General features: G+C 72.8%; 20 protein-coding genes. 12 read left to right on the forward strand and 8 right to left on the reverse strand.

What is annotated here, in order from left to right:
• Nucleotides 1–9: 9 nt before the first annotated feature.
• Both scpA and ACLJPL_RS23540 read right to left on the reverse strand, forming a co-directional pair.
• The gene (scpA, locus tag ACLJPL_RS23535) at nt 10–2,238 is read right to left on the reverse strand and encodes a methylmalonyl-CoA mutase (RefSeq protein ID WP_411082889.1); all 2,229 of its coding nucleotides are present in this window, start codon (nt 2,236–2,238) and stop codon (nt 10–12) included.
• Complete coding sequence (locus ACLJPL_RS23540) at nt 2,238–4,100, reverse strand: methylmalonyl-CoA mutase family protein (protein WP_411082890.1); 1,863 nt, start codon at nt 4,098–4,100, stop codon at nt 2,238–2,240. Before ACLJPL_RS23540 ends, scpA begins: the two co-directional genes overlap by 1 nt.
• A 271-nt stretch (nt 4,101–4,371) precedes the next feature.
• Between ACLJPL_RS23540 and ACLJPL_RS23545 the strand changes: the two genes are divergently transcribed.
• From ACLJPL_RS23545 to ACLJPL_RS23555, 3 genes are all read left to right on the forward strand, one after another.
• Nucleotides 4,372–4,890, forward strand: coding sequence for a DUF6325 family protein (locus tag ACLJPL_RS23545; protein WP_411082891.1), 519 nt, complete (start codon nt 4,372–4,374; stop codon nt 4,888–4,890).
• Between the two features lie 152 nt (nt 4,891–5,042).
• Complete coding sequence (locus ACLJPL_RS23550) at nt 5,043–5,840, forward strand: tyrosine-protein phosphatase (protein ID WP_411082892.1); 798 nt, start codon at nt 5,043–5,045, stop codon at nt 5,838–5,840.
• 89 nt (nt 5,841–5,929) lie between these two features.
• The gene (locus ACLJPL_RS23555) at nt 5,930–6,103 is read left to right on the forward strand and encodes a hypothetical protein (RefSeq protein WP_411082893.1); all 174 of its coding nucleotides are present in this window, start codon (nt 5,930–5,932) and stop codon (nt 6,101–6,103) included.
• 172 nt (nt 6,104–6,275) lie between these two features.
• Here ACLJPL_RS23555 and ACLJPL_RS23560 read toward each other — a convergent pair whose 3' ends face one another.
• Entirely contained in the window at nt 6,276–6,944 is a 669-nt protein-coding gene (locus ACLJPL_RS23560) for a hypothetical protein (RefSeq protein ID WP_411082894.1), read from the reverse strand.
• On the reverse strand, nt 6,941–7,522 hold the full coding sequence (locus tag ACLJPL_RS23565; protein ID WP_411082895.1) for a hypothetical protein: 582 nt from the start codon (nt 7,520–7,522) through the stop codon (nt 6,941–6,943). Before ACLJPL_RS23565 ends, ACLJPL_RS23560 begins: the two co-directional genes overlap by 4 nt.
• Before the next feature lie 314 nt (nt 7,523–7,836).
• On the opposite strand from ACLJPL_RS23565, the gene ACLJPL_RS23570 reads away from it, so the two are divergent.
• On the forward strand, nt 7,837–8,328 hold the full coding sequence (locus ACLJPL_RS23570; protein ID WP_411082896.1) for a GNAT family N-acetyltransferase: 492 nt from the start codon (nt 7,837–7,839) through the stop codon (nt 8,326–8,328).
• A gap of 13 nt (nt 8,329–8,341) precedes the next feature.
• Here the strand turns inward: ACLJPL_RS23570 and ACLJPL_RS23575 are convergent, their stop codons facing one another.
• The gene (locus tag ACLJPL_RS23575; protein WP_411082897.1) at nt 8,342–8,722 is read right to left on the reverse strand and encodes a VOC family protein; all 381 of its coding nucleotides are present in this window, start codon (nt 8,720–8,722) and stop codon (nt 8,342–8,344) included.
• A gap of 226 nt (nt 8,723–8,948) precedes the next feature.
• On the opposite strand from ACLJPL_RS23575, the gene ACLJPL_RS23580 reads away from it, so the two are divergent.
• A complete protein-coding gene (locus ACLJPL_RS23580; RefSeq protein WP_411082898.1) occupies nt 8,949–9,548 on the forward strand; it encodes a DUF6328 family protein in 600 nt (199 codons plus the stop codon).
• Nucleotides 9,549–9,553: 5 nt separating this feature from the next.
• Here ACLJPL_RS23580 and ACLJPL_RS23585 read toward each other — a convergent pair whose 3' ends face one another.
• From ACLJPL_RS23585 to ACLJPL_RS23595, 3 genes are all read right to left on the reverse strand, one after another.
• Nucleotides 9,554–10,381, reverse strand: coding sequence for a VOC family protein (locus tag ACLJPL_RS23585; protein ID WP_411082899.1), 828 nt, complete (start codon nt 10,379–10,381; stop codon nt 9,554–9,556).
• A 117-nt stretch (nt 10,382–10,498) separates the two neighbouring features.
• Nucleotides 10,499–11,413, reverse strand: a complete 915-nt coding sequence (locus ACLJPL_RS23590; RefSeq protein WP_411082900.1) for a cation diffusion facilitator family transporter — start codon at nt 11,411–11,413, stop codon at nt 10,499–10,501.
• 51 nt (nt 11,414–11,464) lie between these two features.
• A complete protein-coding gene (locus tag ACLJPL_RS23595; protein ID WP_411082901.1) occupies nt 11,465–11,818 on the reverse strand; it encodes a DUF6479 family protein in 354 nt (117 codons plus the stop codon).
• Between the two features lie 88 nt (nt 11,819–11,906).
• Here ACLJPL_RS23595 and ACLJPL_RS23600 point away from each other — a divergent pair, with 88 nt between their 5' ends.
• The 7 genes from ACLJPL_RS23600 (at nt 11,907) to ACLJPL_RS23630 (ending at nt 19,387) form a co-directional block, all read left to right on the forward strand.
• On the forward strand, nt 11,907–12,872 hold the full coding sequence (locus ACLJPL_RS23600) for an LLM class F420-dependent oxidoreductase (RefSeq protein WP_411082902.1): 966 nt from the start codon (nt 11,907–11,909) through the stop codon (nt 12,870–12,872).
• A gap of 119 nt (nt 12,873–12,991) precedes the next feature.
• A complete protein-coding gene (locus ACLJPL_RS23605; RefSeq protein ID WP_411082903.1) occupies nt 12,992–13,381 on the forward strand; it encodes a hypothetical protein in 390 nt (129 codons plus the stop codon).
• 87 nt (nt 13,382–13,468) lie between these two features.
• Nucleotides 13,469–14,032: a 2Fe-2S iron-sulfur cluster-binding protein gene (locus tag ACLJPL_RS23610; RefSeq protein ID WP_411082904.1), complete on the forward strand. Its 564-nt coding sequence runs from the start codon at nt 13,469–13,471 to the stop codon at nt 14,030–14,032.
• Entirely contained in the window at nt 14,029–15,039 is a 1,011-nt protein-coding gene (locus ACLJPL_RS23615) for an FAD binding domain-containing protein (RefSeq protein WP_411082905.1), read from the forward strand. Before ACLJPL_RS23610 ends, ACLJPL_RS23615 begins: the two co-directional genes overlap by 4 nt.
• A gap of 51 nt (nt 15,040–15,090) precedes the next feature.
• Complete coding sequence (locus ACLJPL_RS23620; protein ID WP_411082906.1) at nt 15,091–17,187, forward strand: xanthine dehydrogenase family protein molybdopterin-binding subunit; 2,097 nt, start codon at nt 15,091–15,093, stop codon at nt 17,185–17,187.
• Nucleotides 17,188–17,360: 173 nt separating this feature from the next.
• Entirely contained in the window at nt 17,361–17,822 is a 462-nt protein-coding gene (locus tag ACLJPL_RS23625; RefSeq protein WP_411082907.1) for an ATP-binding protein, read from the forward strand.
• A gap of 152 nt (nt 17,823–17,974) precedes the next feature.
• A complete protein-coding gene (locus ACLJPL_RS23630; RefSeq protein ID WP_411082908.1) occupies nt 17,975–19,387 on the forward strand; it encodes an NADP-dependent succinic semialdehyde dehydrogenase in 1,413 nt (470 codons plus the stop codon).
• The last annotated feature ends 23 nt before the right edge of the window (nt 19,388–19,410 follow it).

A 19,410-nucleotide genomic window follows, 5' to 3' on the forward strand; every position in this document is an offset into this window, starting at 1 on the left:
GTCAGCGGCTCACAGCTCGTGGCCGAGCGCGGCGGCGAGCCGCGTCACCAGATCGTGGGCGGCGTCCGGGATCACCGTCCCCGGCGGGAACACCGAGGCCGCCCCCGCCTCGTGCAGGGCCTCGATGTCCTGCGGCGGAATCACCCCGCCCACCACGATCATGATGTCCTCGCGCCCCTCGGCGGCCAGCTCCTCGCGCAGCGCCGGCACCAGCGTCAGATGCCCCGCCGCCAGCGAGGAGACGCCGACGATGTGCACGTCCGCCTCGACGGCCTGACGCGCCACCTCGCCGGGCGTCTGGAACAGCGGGCCGACGTCCACGTCGAAGCCCAGGTCGGCGAAGGCCGTGGCGATCACCTTCTGGCCCCGGTCGTGGCCGTCCTGGCCCATCTTGGCGACCAGGATGCGCGGACGGCGGCCCTCCGCCCCCTCGAACGCGTCGACCAGCGCGCGGGTGCGGTCCACCGAAGGGGAGTCCCCTGCCTCTTTGCGGTACACACCGGAGATCGTACGGATCTGCCCGGCGTGCCGCCCGTACACCTTCTCCAACGCGTCCGAGATCTCCCCGACCGTGGCCATCGCCCGCGCCGCGTCGACCGCCAGCGCCAGCAGATTGCCCTCCAGGCCCGGCCCCGGGGCGCTCTCGGCGGCGGCCGTCAGCGCCCGCAGCGCCTCCTGGCACGCCACCTCGTCGCGCTCCTCGCGCAGCCGCCGCAGCTTCTCGATCTGCTGGGTGCGCACCGAGGAGTTGTCGACCTTGAGGACGTCGATCTTCTCGTCGGTCTCCACCCGGTACTTGTTCACCCCGATCACCGGCTGCCGCCCGGAGTCGATCCGCGCCTGTGTGCGGGCGGCCGCCTCCTCCACCCGGAGCTTGGGGATGCCCGCGTCGATGGCCTTCGCCATCCCGCCGGCCGCCTCGACCTCCTCGATGTGCTGCCAGGCCCTCTCGGCCAGGTCGCGCGTCAGCTTCTCCACATACGCGCTGCCGCCCCACGGGTCGATGACCCGGCAGGTCCCCGACTCCTGCTGGAGCAGGAGCTGGGTGTTGCGGGCGATCCGCGCCGAGAAGTCGGTGGGCAGCGCCAGCGCCTCGTCCAGCGCGTTGGTGTGCAGCGACTGGGTGTGCCCCTGGGTCGCGGCCATCGCCTCCACACACGTACGCGTCACGTTGTTGAACACGTCCTGCGCCGTCAGCGACCAGCCGGACGTCTGTGAATGGGTGCGCAGCGAAAGGGACTTGGGGTTCTTCGGGTCGAACTGCTTGACCAGGCGCGCCCACAGCAGCCGGGCCGCCCGCAACTTGGCGACCTCCATGAAGAAGTTCATGCCGATCGCCCAGAAGAACGACAGCCGGGGCGCGAACGCGTCGACGTCCAGGCCCGCTTCCTGCCCGGCGCGCAGATACTCCACCCCGTCCGCCAGCGTGTACGCCAGCTCCAGATCGGCCGTCGCCCCGGCCTCCTGGATGTGATAGCCGGAGATCGAGATGGAGTTGTAGCGCGGCATCTTCTGCGAGGTGAACGCGAAGATGTCGGAGATGATCCGCATCGAGGGCGTCGGCGGATAGATGTAGGTGTTGCGGACCATGAACTCCTTCAGAATGTCGTTCTGAATGGTCCCGGCCAGCTTCTCGGGCGGTACGCCCTGCTCCTCGGCGGCCACGATGTACAGCGCCAGCACGGGCAGCACCGCGCCGTTCATCGTCATCGACACCGACATGCGGTCCAGCGGAATGCCGTCGAAGAGCTGGCGCATGTCGTAGATCGAGTCGATCGCCACCCCGGCCATGCCGACGTCGCCGGTCACCCGGGGGTGGTCGCTGTCGTACCCCCGGTGGGTCGGCAGGTCGAAGGCGACCGACAGACCCTTCTGACCGGCCGCGAGGTTGCGCCGGTAGAACGCGTTGGACTCCTCGGCCGTGGAGAAGCCTGCGTACTGCCGGATCGTCCAGGGCTGGTTGACGTACATCGTCGGGTACGGTCCGCGCAGATACGGGGCGATGCCCGGGTACGAGTGCAGCGCGTCCAGGCCCTCCAGGTCCTCGCCCGTGTAGAGCGGCTTGACCGTGATGCCCTCGGGCGTCTCCCAGAGCGGGGCCTCCTGGGCGCCGTCTGCGGCCTTCACCACCGCCGCCCGCCACTCATCGGCGGAACCGGCCGGGGGAGCGGCGGACTCCAGCGCGATCCCGGAGAAGTCGGGAACGGAGGATTTCTGTTCCGTGGGCGATGTCTGCATCACGCCACTCCCATGCGATCGAGTACGGAGGTGAGAACGGCGACCGTGTCGCAGCCCGCGAAGACGTAGGAGTCGACGTCGGCGTACTCGCCGGGGCGTCCCGCCAGGAACACCTGCGCCGCGCCCGCCGACTTCAGCGCCCCGGCCACCCCGGCGGCCTGCTCGGCGTACAGGGCGTCCGAGGAGCACAGGCAGGCGACGCCCGCGCCGGAGGCGGTCAGGGCCGCCCCGGCCGTCGCCGCGTCCACCGACACCGGATCGTGCACCGCCTCGATCCCGCCCGCCCCGAAGAGGTTGACGGCGAACGAGACCCGCGCGGTGTGCGCGGCGGCCGGTCCCAGCGCGGCGACGAACACCTTGGGCCGCGCCCCCGTCGCCGCGAGGTGCGCGTCCGACCGGGCGCGCAGCGCCTCGAACGCCTCGTCGCGCCGGACCCTGGGCAGACCGCCCGGAGCCCCGGCGTACGCGTCGGGCGCGGGCTCCCGCTCCACCGGGCGCTCGGAGGGCATCGGGAACTCGCTGACCCCGGTCACCGGCTCCCTGCGGCGGGCCAGCTTCGCGCTGCGCGCCGCCCAGGTGGCGGCGAGCCGCTCCGCGACCATCCCCGAACGCAGGGCCGCCGGCAGTCCGCCCGCCCGCTCGGTCTCCTGGAAGAACGCCCAAGCGGCCAGGGCCAGTTCGTCGGTGAGCCGCTCCACGTACCAGGAGCCGCCCGCCGGGTCGATCACCCGGGCCAGGTGCGACTCCTCCATGAGGATCGTCGAGGTGTTACGGGCGATCCTGCGGGCAAACGCGTCGGGCAGGCCCAGCGCGTGATCGAACGGCAGCACGGTCACGGAGTCAGCGCCGCCGACCCCCGCGCCCAGCGTGGCGAGCGTGGTGCGCAGCATGTTCACCCACGGGTCACGGCGCGTCATCATCACCGCAGAGGTCACGGCGTGCTGCCGCTGAGCCCCGGCTCCGGGAGCCCCCGACGCCTCGGCGACCCGCGCCCACAGCCGCCGCGCCGCCCGCAGCTTCGCGATCGTCAGGAACTGGTCGGCGGTGGCCGCGTAACGGAACTCCAGCTGGGCGCACGCCTCTTCCACGCTGAGGCCCGCCTCGGTCAGCGCCCGCAGATAGGCGACCCCGGTCGCCAGGGACAGCCCCAGCTCCTCGGCGGCCGAACCGCCCGCCTCGTGGTACGGCAGGGCGTCGACGGCGATCGCCCGCAGCCCCGGGTACTCCCGGCCGCACACCCGCGCCCAGCGGACGGCGGCGGCGAGGTCCGCCTCGACGCCGGTACGGGCCTCATGGCCGAGCGGGTCGGCTCCCAGCGTTCCCCGGGCCTCGTTCCTGGCGACGCCGCGCTCCTCGTACAGGCGCAGCAGCTCGCCGGCGGCGGCGTCCAGGTCGGCGGGGGCGTCGAGGACGATGGGGGCCAGATCGAGGTAGACGCCGTCCAGCGCGCGGGCGAGCGAGCCCGCGGGGACGCCGGCCGGGCCGCCCACGGTGAGCCAGAGGGAGGTGACCCCGTTCTCCAGATCGCCGAGCACGGCCTCGTTCAGCCGGGCGGGATCCGTCAGGGCGTGGCGTTGGCGCACGTCCCAGCCGCCCGCCGCGTTCCCTTCGGCCCTGCTGCCCCGGGTGAAGGGGGCGAAGCCGGGAAAGCCGGTGTCGGGCGAGGCGTCGTGCGCGGTGTAGAGGGGCCGGGTGGTGAGCCCGTCCTCCAGTGTGGTGGACAGCGCTTCCTCGGCGGCCGAGCCCGAGACTTCCTTGCCCGACTTGCGCAGAACGCCTTCGACGAGGCTCTGCCACTGGTCATGGGAGGGGTCGGGGAACGCGGCGGCCGGAGAGAGCCCGTCAGCTGGCTGGACCGTCATGGTCAGATGCTAGGTCAGTGCGAGGAAAGAGCAGCAGGGGCACGTGCTGTGACCTTGCCCTCTCCGGTCCGCACTTGATCCTTTACTTACCGTCGCGTAACCCGCCCCTTCGGGCGACCGGGAGCAACACGGCCGGGCCCGACAACCGGGTTAATCCACACGGTGATGCATATTATGTGCGAAGTTTCTTCTTTTTCACCCGGTTTCCAGTGGAATGCCCGTATGTACGTCGATGGCCCTGGGTCTGTCGGCGTACGGAGAGGACGCGACCGTGGCCGTCGGACCTGTGGAGTACCTCGTCATCGCCTTCCCCGGCAGCCGCTTCGCCGAGGCGATCGCGCCTGTCCTCGCCGACGCCGTGGCATCCGGTGCTGTACGCGCCCGCGACCTGGCATTCGTCCGCCGGGCCGAGGACGGCACGCCGACGCGGGCGGAGCTGCGCGAGCTGGACCCGGAAGGAGTGGTGCCCCGTGACGCGGGCGAGGGCGGGGCGGAGCCCGGGCTGACCGCCTCGGACGTCGACGTGGTCGGCCGCGGCCTCCCGCAGGGCGACTCCCTCGCGCTCGTCGTCCGGGACGACCTGTGGACCCCGCGGCTCGCCGCCGCCGTCCGGGCGGCGGGCGGCGCGTTCGTCGCGCACGAGCGCCTCGGCGCGGGTGCGCCGGATGCGGACGGGGGCGCGGAGGACGACATCATCACCCGGCTGGAGAGGCTCGCCGAGCTGCGGCAGCGGGACGTGCTGACCGACGCCGAGTTCGCCGAACAGAAGGCGAAGCTGCTGGCGGACTGACATCCGCCCGAGGCTCCGGGCGTACGCGGCGAGCCGGGCGGCGCCCCGGAGCGCACACGGCGTCCTTGAGTGGTCGCTCGTCGGCGTCACGAGCGCCGTTGGTCCCGATATGTGGAATTCCTGGAATTCGTCAGGGAAAGAGGCAGTTCATCGTGCAGACCGCCCGGACCGTTCCGGCCGCCACCGTTGTCAATCTGCGCGACCTGGGCGGCATCGCCCTGGACCGTGACCGCCGGGTGCGCCAAGGCGTCCTGTTCCGCTCGGGGCAGCTGAGCGACCTCGACCCCGAGGGCGACCGGGGGGTGGCCGCGCTCGGCATCCGTACCGTCGTCGACCTGCGCACCGCCGACGAACGGCAGTGGGCCCCGGACCGGCTCCCCGCCCGGGCCCGGCTCTTCGTCGCCGACGTCCTGGGCGATCACCCCGGCGTCGCGCCGGCCCGCCTCAAGGCGCTGCTCGCCGACCCGGCCGAGGCGGAACGCGCGCTGGGCGGCGGCCGGGCCGAGGAGCTGTTCGCCGAGACCTACCGCAAGCTGGTGCTCTCGCCGGGAGCGGCGGCCGCCTACCGGGCCTTCCTGGAGACGGCGGCGGACCCCGGCGCGCGCCCGGTGCTCTTCCACTGCACGGCGGGCAAGGACCGCACCGGCTGGGCGGCGGCCGTGCTGCTGATGATCCTGGGGGCCTCCCGCGAGACGGTGCGGTCGGACTTCCTCTCCGTGAACCCCGCCGTGCGGGCCGCGTTCGCCCCCTACGTACAGAAGTTCCTGGACGGCGGCGGCGACCCGGTCGTGGCGGCGGCGATCGTCGAGGTCCGCCCCCGCTACCTCGACGTGGCGCTCGACGCCATGGACGAGCGGTGGGGCGGTCTCGACGGCTATGTGCGCAAGGGGCTGCGCCTCCCGGAAGCCGCGCTGGAGCGGCTGCGCGCGGGGCTGGTGATCGTCGGCTGATCCCGCGCGGCGGCCCGCCGTGGACCTTCATACCCCCAGGGGGTATGTTGGGCGCGTAGGGAACCCCAGTCGTCCGCAGGGAGGCAGTCATGAGCACCGGACTGAGAATCGCGGCGTTCGCGGCCGCGGTCGCCGTCGTCTTCGGCGTCGCCTTCGGTGTGGGCAGGGTGGTGGGACCGACCGACGAGCCCCCTCCTCCCGCCCCCACCCACCAGGAGGAGAACCACAGCGCCACGGAGAGCCACGGCGCCCCGGAGGAGTGAGGAAAAGGGCCGGCGGGGAGCCGGGACGCCTCTGGCGCGTACGGCCGCGAGGGGCCGGTCCGACCGGTGCTTCGCGGTCGGGACCGGCCCCTCGCGGCCGTACGTCATCACGTCGTGAGGTCAGCGCCTAGGGTGTGTCCGGCGGATCAGGACCGGATAGGCCGGACACACCCTAGAGGCGCACGAGGCGCTCCGTCAGATCGCGGTACTGCTGGAGGGCGATCCGCAGATCCTCCGTCCCGGCCTCGGACCGCTCCCCGTCGCGATCGGCGCGCAGCAGCCGCGACCGGTCCGACAGGGCTTCCGTGAGCTTGGCGACGACCTCGTCGAAGGTGGCGTCGGCCTCCTGCACCGCCTGGCGCGGGTTCTCCACGAAACCGGCCACCGCCTGGTGGATCCGGGCGTCGAACTTCTCCCGCTCCTCCGTCGCGAACAGAGGACGGCCGTTGCCGTCCCCGACGGACCCGGTCGAGCGGCCGGCGTCCGTACCGGGGGAGGACGTCTTCGCGGAACCGGTGCGGCCGGTGTCCCGGGAATCGGGGGAGGCCGTCGTGCGGCCGGTCTCCCGGGCGTCCGGGGAAGTCGCCGCGCGGCCGGTGTCCGCACTGCCGGGCGTACGGGTCGTCCCGGTGTGCGCCGGGTCGGCCGCCGGGGCCGATGTGCCCAGGGCGCCGTCGCTCGTCGGCGTGGACCCGGAGGGCTTGGCCGCCGCGGGCGGTACGGGCGCAGCCGGCGCGGTGCCGGGAGGCGTCACGGGCGGGACGCGCTCGGCCCCGGTGGACGGTGTGGGCCTGTTCGGCGTGGAGCCGGTGTTCTCGGTGCCGTTCGGATTCTGCGTCATGATGTGCCCCGTCCCTTCGTCAGCTGTCGGTTGCCGTGCTCGCGTTGTTCCGGGCCGTCCTCGAGGAGCGCGTCGAAGAGGCCGCGGGCCTCGACGAACGCCTCGCGCATCTCCTCGGTGTCGGCGCCGTCCCGCCGCACGCTGTGCACCCGGCGGTAGCCGTCGACATGGCGGGCGTGGTGGACGGAGAGCGCGTCGGTGCGGTCCTCGAAGTTCTCACCGGCCGGGAAACCACGGTCGCGGGAGAGGTCGGCCAGCAGTGCGTCGGCCTCGTCGAGCGCCTGCTGCGGCGACTCGACGAACTGCTCCTGGGTCCGGGCCCAGCGCGCGGTGTAGTCGGCGCGGGCCGCCTCGGTCAACGGGCGCTTCTCGATGTGCCCGTGCCGCTTCACCCGCTCCTCGAGCTCCAGCTCGGCCGCCTTGGTGTCGCCGTCGTGCCGGGCGACCACCCGGTCGTACTCGGGGCCGAAGCGGCCGTGCAGACTCCGGCCGCCGGCCTGACGGCCGCGGACCAGGAAGAAGTAGGCGGCTGCGGCCAGGACGACGACCACGGCGATGATGATGATCACTGTTGTCACGGCTACCGCCCCCACCGCTCATCGGCCGGTACGCGGCTCTGGTGTCGCACAGTGGTCAACCCCTTTCGGTCCGGGCCCGGCGGAGCAACCGCCGGGCGACGTGCAGGAGTCCGTGTACCCCCGAACAGCCGTTCATGCGGACATCGTGCGACGGAATGGTCTGTGTATCGTGAACGCGCCGAACCGGCGGCAGGTGGGAGACCCGGCGGACGGCCGGGCGGGGCGGCCGGAACGCGACCCGGCGGACGCCCGTGAAGCCGTACGCGATACGCGACCCGGCGGACGCCCGCGGAACCGTACGTAATACTCGTCGTATGAGATCAGGCGTTACGGCATCCCGGCGCGGCGCGTTCCGTCCGGACCCGCTGGTCCGCCGGGCCACGGTGCGCGACGCCCGGCGGCTCACCCGGCTGGTCCGCGCGTCACGCGCCTACGAGGGCCCCTACGCCCCGATGGTCGAGGGCTACCGGGTCGGACCGGACTACATCGAGACGCACCGGGTCTTCGTGGCGGCCGACCGCGCCGACGACCGGGTCCTCGGCTTCTACGCGCTGATCCTCCAGCCGCCCGAGCTCGACCTCATGTTCGTCGCCGACGAGGCCCAGGGCCTCGGCATCGGACGGCTGCTGATCGGCCATCTGCGGGAGGAGGCCCGGCGGGCGGGCGTGAGCGCGCTGCGGATCGTCGCGCACCCGCCCGCCGAGGGTTTCTACCGCGGTGTGGGGGCCGAGCCGGTCGGCACCGTACGCGCCGACCCGCCCGCGGTGATGTGGGACCGCCCCGAATTCCTGCTCACCACCGGCTGACCGCCGCCCGCGCTCAGCCGCCGTAGGGGCGGGTGATGCATTCCAGGAAATGACCGCTGGGATCGGGGAAGTAGACGCCCCGGCCGCCGTCGTTGTGGTTGATCTCGCCGGGCAGCTTCCGATGCGGATCGGCGTAGTACGCGATCCCCAGCTCCTGGATCCGGACGAACGCCGCGTCGAACTCCGCCTCCGAGATGAGGAAGGCGTAGTGCTGCGGCGCGATGGACTCCTCGGGGATCGTCGCGAAGTCCAGCGTGACGCTGTTCGCGAGGACGACCGGAATGAACGGGCCCCACTCCGGTCCGATGTCCAGGCCCAGCAGATTCGCCAGGAACTCGGCGGACTCGCGGTTGTCGCGGCAATGAATGATGGTGTGGTTCAACTCGACCGACACGGTGGAATGCCTCCAACGGGCACTCACGGGCTACCTCCACGCCTCACCCGGACGGTGACCGACGCGCGATGCCGTGGACAGATCGTATTACGGGAGCGGGGCATGGGTCGACCGGGAAGTACCGGCCGTACCCGGTGGATTGGTCCCGCCGGGCCGGGGCACCAGTAGTCCCGGATCGAACGGGTGCGCCAGTGCGCCCGGTCATGTCGAGAAGAGGATGGCGCCCATGTCGGAGACCAACGGCAGAGGCCGCGAGGAGACCGCGGACGAGCGGGCGGACCGCCAGTGGGGGGAACTCCTCCAGGAACTGCGCGTCGCCCAGACCGGGGTGCAGATCCTCTTCGGCTTCCTCCTCGCCGTGGTGTTCCAGCCCAGGTTCGTCGACCTGCCCGACGTGGACCGCGACATCTACGTGATCACGGTCGTACTCGGCTCCGCCACCGCCGCCGCGCTGATCGGCCCCGTCTCGTACCACCGGCTGCTCACCGGCCGGCGGATGAAGCCGGAGACGGTCATCTGGGCCTCGCGCATGACCGTCTTGGGGCTGGGGCTGCTCTTCCTCACGATGTGCTCGACCCTGCTGCTGATCATGCGGGTCGCCCTCCACAACACGTTCGCCCTGTGGCTGGTCGCCGGGATAGCGCTGTGGTTCCTGGCCTGCTGGTTCATCTTCCCCCTCTGGGCGCTGGCCCGCGGCCGCTCCGGGCCGCGCACGGACGAGCCGCGCGAGGGGGAGTCGTCCAGCGGCGCGAAGGACCGCGAGGGAGAGTCGTCCGCCGGTGCCGAGGACCGCGACGGGAAGTCGTCCGCCGGCGCGAAGGACTGAACCGCTCAGCCCGCCGGAGGACCGACCGGACCGCGCACGTCGGTCACCGTGAACAGTGCGCCGTCCGGGTCCCGCAGGGTGACCTCCTTGCCGCCCAGCACCGACAGCTCCTCGACGTGGGCGCCGCCGTGCCGCTCGGCCGCCGCGACCGTTCCCGCGAGGTCCTCCACCGGGAACTGCACCTGCCAGCGCGGGCGCACCACCGGATCGACGGCGGCCTCCACCGCTCCGGAGCTGATCCGGGCCAGCGGGTGCCCCTCGCACCGCACGATGACCTCGTCACCCTCGTACGCGACGTCACAGGCTCCGGGGAGGCCGCTCGCCCAGTCGAGTACCTCCCCGTAGAAGATCGCCGCGTCGAAGGCGTCCCGGGTCCGCAGCCGCAGCCACGCGTGCGCGTGGTCGTCGGGGGCCGGCGGCGAGGCGGAGGGCTCGGTGCGCTCCCAGAGCCCGAAGGCGGCCCCGTCCCGGTCCGAGGCCAGCACACCGCGCCCCTTGCCCAGGGTCAGCGGCCCCACCGCCACCGTTCCGCTGCGCTCGCGCACCCGGGCCGCGGCCCGGTCCGCGTCCGACACCGAGAAGTACGGCGTCCAGGCCACCACGACCTGGTACGCGGACGACACGGCGAAGATCCCGGCGACCGGCACCTCGCCCCGGCGCGCCACGGAGAACTCCGCGCCCAGCCGGCCAGGGCGGAACGACCAGCCCAGGACCTCGGCGTAGAACCGTTGAGCGGCCTTGAGGTCCCGGGTCATCAGGGTGACCCAGCACGGTGCCGCCGGGCCGGTCAGAGGCGCCGCGGAGGGGGCCGTACGGGGCTCGCTTCCGGTCATGGTCCACTGCCTTCTCACGGGTGTGCGGCGCACGGGATCGGCTGCCGCGGTCCAGCACCCACCCTCGACCGGCCCGGCCCGTCCCGCAACGCGGGCCCGCTCGCCGTCCCCCCCCGCTCACAGTCCCCCGCGCAGCGGGGCGTTCGTGATGTCGAGGAAGACCTGGTCCGCCTGCGGCCACCGGTCGCACATGGCTTCCCTGATGCGCATCGAGACCTCCTCCACCCGCTCGCTGTCGATGCCGGGAGCGAGGTCGACGCGGGCCGCCACCAGCACGGAGTCCATGCCCAGGCGCATGGTGAGGAGTTCGGCCACGTTGTCGATCTCGTTCTGGCGCATGAGGAAGCCCACGAGATCGCGTTGCATGTCCGGATCGACCGACTCCCCGATGAGCTGGTCCCGGGCGTCCCGGCCGAGCCGGAAGGCGACGTACACCAGGAGCAGCCCGATGCCCAGGGAGGCGGCCGCCTCCCAGACCACGCTGCCCGTGGCCAGGTGCAGGGACATGCCCGCGATGGCCAGGCTGACGCCGAGCACGGCGGTGCTGTCCTCCGCGATGACCGTACGCAGCGCCGGGTCCAGGGCCGCGCCCTTCTCACCGCGCGCCTGGTGCAGGGCCCGGGCCAGTGAGGTGCTCTCCGCGACGAGGGCGACACCGAGCACGACCAGCCCGGCGGTGTAGCCGGTGGGCGACTCGTGGTCGTCCCGGCGCAACGCCGAAAGCCCCTGGTAGAACGAGAAGCAGCCGCCCATCACGAAGATGCCGACCGCGGCGAGCAGCGCCCAGAAGAAGCGCTCCTTGCCGTAGCCGAACGGGTGACGGGCATCGGCGGGGCGGCGGCTGCGCCGCAGGGCCGCGAGCAGGAAGATCTCATTGAGGCTGTCGGCGACCGAGTGGGCCGCCTCGGACAGCAGAGCGGGCGAGCCGGAGATCAGCCCGCCCACGGTCTTGGCTGCCGCGATCACGAGGTTGGCCGCGAGCGCGACCAGGACCGTGACGCGTGTTCGTCGGTCGGCGGCCGACCGGCTCATCACTACCTCCGGTGACGAGGGGGCCGCGGACCCGCCCCCGATGGGGGACGGTCAGCTGCGAGGGGGATCCGTGTCGGTGCGCGGACCGTCCTGATGGGGCGGCAACGGCGCGTTGCCGTGATCGTCCAGCTGATGCGGGTTGAGGGCACGGCCGTCGTCGGGGAAGCGGTCGGACGCGTGCGGGTCGTGGGCGTCGATGTGCGTGCGCCCCTCCGGCTTCCTCGGCTGTTCGTCGGGGCGCGGGGGCGGCGGTTCGGCGTCCTTCTTGCGCTTGCCCAGCAGGAATCCGCCGATCAGCAGACCCACCACGGCGAGCGCGGCGACGGGGAAGACGATGGCCAGCGCGCCCGTGCCGTCGGCGAGAGTGGCGGCCAGTGACTGCGTGGCTGCGTTCGTTACATCCATGCTTGCCGCATACCCCGGGGGAAGGCTGTCAGTCGGCTGTTCACATCAATTCATGTTTTATGAGTAGGTAACGGGAAAAGCGTTTCGCATGGTGCGAATCGGCTACACGATGATGACCGAGCAGACCGGGCCGCGAGAACTCGTGCGGGACGTGGTGGCGGCGGAGGCGGCGGGTTTCGACTTCTCCGTCACCTCCGACCACTACTTCCCCTGGCTGCGGGAGCAGGGGCACGCCCCGTACGCCTGGGCCGTCCTCGGCGCGGCGGCACAGGCCACCGAGCGCATCGGCCTGATGACGTACGTGACCTGTCCGACCACCCGGTACCACCCGGCGGTCGTCGCCCAGAAGGCCGCCACGCTCCAGATCCTCGCCGAGGGCCGGTTCCGGCTCGGCCTCGGCTCCGGCGAGAACCTCAACGAACACGTCGTCGGCGCGGGCTGGCCGGCCGCCCACGTACGGCTGGAGATGCTGGACGAGGCCATCGAGATCATCGGGGCGCTCTTCGACGGCGGTGACGTCAGCCACCACGGCGCCCACTACGACGTCGAGAACGCCCGGCTCTGGGACCTGCCCGAGCGCCGGGTGCCCATCGGCGTCGCGGTGTCCGGCCCGTCCTCCTGCGAGCTCGCCGGCCGCACTGCCGACCTGGTGATCGCCACCGAGGCCAAGAGCGGCCTGCTGGACGACTTCGACCGGCACGGAGGCGCGGGAAAGCCCCGGGTGGGCCAGCTCCCCGTCTGCTACGACACCGACCGGGACGCCGCGCTCGCCCGCGCCCACGAGCAGTTCCGCTGGTCGGTCGGCGGCTGGAAGGTCAACTCGGAGCTTCCCGGGCCCGCCGCCTTCGCCCAGGCCACCGAACTCGTCCGCCCCGAGGACGTCGCGGCGTCCATCCCGTGCGGACAGGACGTGGACGAGTTCGTCGACGCCGTACGCGCCTACAGCGACGCGGGCTTCACCGAGATCGCACTGGTCCAGGTGGGCGGCGAACATCAGCAGTCCTTCATCTCATGGGCGGAGAAGTCCCTCCTGCCCGCTCTCCGCGAGCTCTAGCCCTCCGGGCGGCGCCGGGCCCGGGCGACGCACCCCCGGCCCTTCCCGTGTCGCCGCCGGCCCGGCGCGGGGTCAGCCTGGAGAAGACCCGAAGGCCGGCACTCGATGGAAGGAACCCCGTGAACAGCACCCCGGAACGAAGCGGCGACGACTCCACAGCCGACCAGGAGGTGCTGGTGTCGCTGAGCCGGTGCGACCTCGCGGACGCGCGAACCGTGTTCCACGTCCTCGGCAGCGCCTTCGACTCCGACCGCGCCGCCGACGACGAACCCGAGCGGACTAGCGGCCCCCGCCCGACCGTCTGGGTCACCACCGTCGACGTGTCCGAACCGAAGGCCGCCGTCGAGCCCGCGACGCTCTCCGCACCGGTCACCGTGGACGCCCAGGGCGGCTACTGGGCCGTCGACCGGCTCCGCGACCACCTCACCGGCGCGTTCGCCGTACGCATCGTCGGCACCGCGGCGGGGGACCAGGAGCAGGAAGTCAGGCTGCGCCTGGAGAACCGCTGACACCCTCGTCGTCCCGGCCGCGCGCCGCAGACGACGAAACGGCTGTGAACAGGGTCAACACAGGCCCGTAGTGAAAGGTGTTCGAGCATGGATTCCCTCGCCCTGGGAGCGGTCACCGCGCCGGAGCCGGTCACCGTCGAACGTTCGAGCGTGACCCTGCACATCAACGGGGAGGAGACCCGGCTGACGCTCGACCACCGCACCACGGTCCTGGACCTGCTGCGGGAACAGCTGGGCCTGACCGGTGCGAAGAAGGGCTGCGACCACGGCCAGTGCGGAGCCTGCACCGTGCTCGTGGACGGCCGCCGCGCCAACAGCTGCCTGCTGCTCGCCGTCGCCCAGGACGGCTCGGCGATCACCACGGTGGAAGGGCTCGCGGACGGCGACACCCTGCACCCCGTGCAGGAGGCGTTCGTCGAGCGCGACGCCCTCCAGTGCGGCTACTGCACCCCCGGGCAGATCTGTTCGGCCGTCGGGATGCTGGCGGAGGCCGCGGACGGCTTCCCCTCCCACGCCACCCCGCCGGACGCCCTGACCGAGGAACCCGCCCCCCTCGGCCCGGACGAGATCCGCGAGCGGATGAGCGGCAACCTGTGCCGGTGCGGGGCCTACCCCCGGATCGTCGAAGCCATCGAGGACGTGACCCCGTGAAACCGTTCGGCTATGAGCGCCCCACCTCCACCGCCGAAGCCGTACGGCTCTGCGCGGCCGGCCCCGGAGCCCGGTTCCTGGGCGGCGGGACCAACCTCGTCGACCTGATGAAACTGGGCGTCGAGGAGCCCGGCCTCCTCATCGACGTCACCCGGCTGCCGCTGGACCGGGTGGCCCGGACCCCGGACGGCGGCCTGCGCATCGGCTCCACCGTCCGCAACAGCGACCTCGCCGCCCACCCCGACGTACGCCGTGACCATCCGGCGCTCTCCCAGGCGCTGCTGGCCGGGGCGTCGGGGCAGCTCCGCAACACCGCCACCACCGGCGGCAACCTCCTCCAGCGCACCCGCTGCTCCTACTTCCAGGACGTCTCCAAGCCCTGCAACAAGCGGCTTCCCGGCTCCGGCTGCCCCGCCCGCGAGGGCAACCACCGCGACCTGGCGATCCTCGGGCACTCGGCGGAGTGCGTGGCCACCAACCCCTCCGACATGGCCGTGGCCCTCGCCGCGCTCGACGCGACCGTGGTGCTGCTGGGACCCGAGGGCGAACGGACCGTCCCCGTCACCGATTTCCACCGGCTGCCGGGCGAGAACCCCGACCAGGACACCGTGATCAGGCCCGGCGAGCTGATCACCGAGGTGGTGCTCCCGCCGCCGGTCCCCGGCACGGTCTCCCGCTACCGCAAGGCCCGCGACCGGGCCAGCTACGCCTTCGCCCTGGTCTCCGTGGCCGCCACCGTCCGGGTGGACGCCGGCCGGATCGAACGGGCCACCCTCGCGTTCGGCGGCGTCGCCCACCGGCCGTGGCGCGCCCGCCGGGCCGAGGCCGAGCTGCTCGGCGCGCCCGCCACGGCCGCCGCCTTCCAGCACGCGCTGATCGCCGAGCTCGCCGAGGCGCGGCCCCTGCGCGACAACGCCTTCAAGGTGGACCTCGCCCGCCGCCTCGCCGTCGACGTGCTCGGCGAACTCACCGGGCCTCCGGGTCCGCGGACCGCCCCGAGCACCTGACCCCCGGGCCCGGCCCGACCCCCGCCCCACCGACCGGAGGACCCCGCCGCCATGACCCAAGCCCCGCAGCTCACCGGTGCGCCCGTCGTCCGCAGGGAGGCCCGGGACAAGGTCACCGGCGCCGCCCGGTACGCGGCCGAGCACACCCCGCCCGGCACTCTCCACGCCTGGCCCGTCCCGGCCACCGTCGCCTCCGGCCGGGTCGTCGCCGTACGCGCGGTCGACGCGCTCGCCGTCCCCGGCGTGCACACCGTCCTCACCCACGACAACGCGCCGAAGCTCGCCGAACCCGACGACCCGATCCTCGCCGTGCTCCAGAACGACCGGGTCCCGCACCACGGCTGGCCGATCGCCCTGGTCATCGCGGACACCCCCGAAGCGGCCCGGACGGGCGCGGGACTGCTGCTGATCGAGTACGAGAGCGCCCCGCACGACGTGACCCTCACCGAGGACCACCCGGGCCTCTACACCCCGGAAGAGGCCAACGGCGGCTTCCCCGCCGTCCGCAAACGCGGCGACTTCGAGCGGTCCTTCGCGGCCGCCCCCGTGCAGATCGACGCGACCTACCGCCTCAGCCCGCTCCACAACCACCCCATGGAGCCGCACGCCGCCACCGCGCGGTGGGCGGACGGACACCTCACCGTCCACGACTCCAGCCAGGGCTCCACCACCGTGCGCGACAGCCTCGCCCAGGCGTTCGCCCTCGACCCCGAGCACATCACCGTCGTCTCCGAACACGTCGGCGGCGGCTTCGGCTCCAAGGGCACGACCCGCCCCCAGGCGGTGCTGGCCGCCATGGCCGCCCGGCACACCGGCCACCCGGTCAAAATGGTCTTCCCGCGCAACCAGCTGGCGGAGGTCGTCGGCCACCGGGCCCCCACGGTGCAGCGGGTGCGCCTGGGAGCCGAGCCGGACGGCACGCTCGACGCCGTCTCCCACGAGATCGTCACCCACACCTCCACCCTCAAGGAGTTCGTCGAGCAGGCCGCCGTGCCCGCCCGCGTCATGTACGGGTCGCCGGACAGCACGACCGTCCACCGGGTGACCGTCCTCGACGTGCCCAGCCCCTCCTGGATGCGCGCACCGGGGGAGGCGTCGGGGATGTACGCCCTGGAGTCGGCCATGGACGAACTCGCCTGCGCGCTCGGCATGGACCCGATCGAGCTGCGGCTCCGCAACGACCCGGCCACCGAACCCGACAGCGGCCGCCCCTTCAGCAGCCGGGGCCTCGCCGCCTGCCTGCGCGAGGGCGCGACGCGCTTCGGCTGGCACGGCCGCGACCCCCGCCCCGCCGTCCGCCAGGAGGGCCGCTGGCTCCTCGGTACGGGCGTGGCCTCGGCGACGTACCCCGTCATGGCCTCCCGGTCCACCGCGCGCGCCCACGCGGCGGCGGACGGCTCCTTCCGGATCGAGGTCAACGCCACCGACATCGGCACCGGCGCCCGTACCGTCCTCGCCCAGATCGCCGCTTCCGCGCTCTCCGCGGACGTGGAGCGCGTCGAGGCCGTCATCGGCTCCACCGACCTGCCCACCGCCCCACTGGCCGGCGGCTCCTCCGGCACCGCCTCCTGGGGCTGGGCCGTGCACAAGGCCGCGACGGAGCTGGCCGTCCGCATCGCCGAACACCGGGGGCCGCTGCCCGCCGAAGGGCTCACCGCCAGCGGCGACACCGAGGAGGAGACCGCCGAGGAATCCCCGTACGCCCGGCACGCCTTCGGAGCCCACTTCGCCGAGACGGCCGTCGACTCCGTCACCGGGGAGGTCCGGGTGCGCCGGCTCCTCGGCGTGTACGCCGCCGGGAAGATCCTCAACGCCCGCACCGCCCGCTCCCAGTTCACCGGCGGCATGGTCATGGGCATCGGCATGGCGCTGACCGAGGGCTCCGCCATCGACCCGGCCTTCGGCGACTTCACCGCCAAGGACCTCGCCTCCTACCACGTGCCCGTCTGCGCCGACGCGCTCGACATCCAGGCGCACTGGATCGACGAGGACGACCGCCACCTCAACCCGATGGGCTCCAAGGGCATCGGGGAGATCGGCATCGTCGGCACCGCGGCCGCCATCGGGAACGCGGTCCGCCACGCCACCGGGGCCCGGCTCCGCGAACTGCCGCTGACCCCCGACCGGGTGCTGCCCTACCTCCCGTGACGACCGCGGCCGGCCGGTCCTCACCAGCGGCGACAGCTCATCTGTTGCGAGGACGGCACACCCGAGTCACCCTGTTGAGTGACCCAGAAGTGAACTGTGCTCACGCTTCGTGTTCGGGGGGTGTTGGTACGACGGGGTGAAGCTGGTGGGCCTCGCGGTGAGGAGCCTCGACGATGACCGTTCCACTCGACCGGCACTGTTCGGTCGAATTGCAGGTGTCGGCAGAGCGCGTTTCCCAGGTGCGGCGCATCGTCGCCGCACACCTTCGTCACTGGAGTCTCGAACTCCACATCCGGCCGGTGTGCCGGGCCATGGACGAACTCCTGACCAACGTCCGCCGGCACGTCGGCGACGGCGATGACTGCGTCGTCGAACTCCGCTGGACCGGACGGCACGTGACCGTGTCCGTCGCCGACGACAGTTCCCGGATGCCCCGGCTGCTGCCGGCCGGCGGCGGACTGAGCCGGGTGATGGCCCTCAGCGACAGCTGGGGGACCTGCCGGACCCCGGACGGCAAAGTGGTCTGGTTCACCCGCTACGCCGAGGCGGCGCAGACCGCGGGGCTGCTCCCGCACCCCCAGCCGCCCGGCGTCCGCGTGTCCCGGCGCACCCCGCTCGCGGTAGCGCTCGGGTAGCCCTCCACCGGACCGACACCCCCGGCCGACGCGGAACGTGCCCCACCCGGCACGCATGAACCGCGTCGGCCGGGTACGTGCGGAAGGGGCCGCGTTGCGCCCGACCACGCGGCGCGGCACCGTCGAAGTACCGATGCAAGGAGGCCACTGCCATGCCCATCGCGACGGTCAACCCCGCGAACGGCGAACTGATCAGGTCCTACGACGCCCTCGGCGAGGAGGAGACCGAACGCAGGATCGCCGCCGCCCACACCACCTTCCAGCAGTACCGCACCACCCCCTTCGAGCAGCGCGCCGCCTGGCTGAACCGGGCCGCCGAACTCCTGGAGGCGGACCGCGACGCCATCGCCCGCACCATGACCCTCGAAATGGGCAAGCCGGTGGCCGCCGCCCGCGCCGAGGCCGCCAAGTGCGCCAAGGCGATGCGCTGGTACGCGGCCAACGCCGAGCGGCTGCTCGCCGACGAGCACCCGGACCCCGACGACGTGACGGACTCCGGGGCGTCCCGGGCCCTGGTCCGCTACCGCCCGCTCGGCGTCGTCCTCGCCGTCATGCCGTGGAACTTCCCGCTCTGGCAGGTGGTGCGCTTCGCCGCCCCCGCGCTGATGGCGGGCAACGTCGGCCTCCTCAAGCACGCCTCGAACGTCCCGCAGACCGCGCTCTACCTGGAGGACCTGTTCCACCGGGCCGGATTCCCGGCGGGCTGCTTCCGTACGCTGCTGATCGGCTCGGGCGCGGTCGAAGCGGTCCTGCGCGACCCCCGGGTCGCCGCGGCCACCCTCACCGGCAGCGAGCCGGCGGGCCGCTCCGTCGCCTCCACCGCCGGCGACGAGGTCAAGAAGACGGTGCTGGAGCTCGGCGGCAGCGACCCGTATCTCGTGCTGCCCTCGGCGGACGTGGAGAAGGCCGCCGCCACCGCCGTCACCGCACGCGTCCAGAACAACGGCCAGTCCTGTATCGCCGCCAAGCGGTTCATCGTCCACGCGGAGGTGTACGACGCCTTCGCCGAGCACTTCACCGCGGGCATGCGGGCCCTCACGGTCGGGGACCCGCTGGAGGAGTCCACCGACGTCGGGCCGCTGGCCAGCGAGCAGGGCCGCACCGACCTGGAGGAGCTGGTCGACGACGCCGTCGAGCGCGGCGCGACCGTCCTCTGCGGCGGCGGCCGCCCCGACAAGCTCGAAGGCGGCCTGGAGAACGGCTGGTTCTACGAGCCCACCGTGCTCGCCGGGATCACCCCCGCCATGCGCATCCACCGCGAGGAGACCTTCGGCCCGGTCGCCACCCTCTACCGGGTCGCCGACCTCGACGAGGCCGTGCACCTGGCCAACGACACCCCGTTCGGGCTCAGTTCCAACGTCTGGACCCGGGACGCGGGGGAGCAGGAGCGCTGCGCCCGCGACCTGGAGGCCGGCGGGGTCTTCTTCAACGGGATGACCGCCTCGCACCCGGCCCTGCCCTTCGGCGGGATCAAGCGCTCCGGTTACGGGCGTGAGCTGGCCGGACACGGAATCCGCGAGTTCTGCAACGTAACCACCCTCTGGTACGGCCCTGAGAAGTCCTGACCAGGTTCCGGACTTCGCCCATC

The organism is Streptomyces sp. cmx-18-6 (assembly GCF_046548915.1).
Classification (GTDB): domain Bacteria; phylum Actinomycetota; class Actinomycetes; order Streptomycetales; family Streptomycetaceae; genus Streptomyces.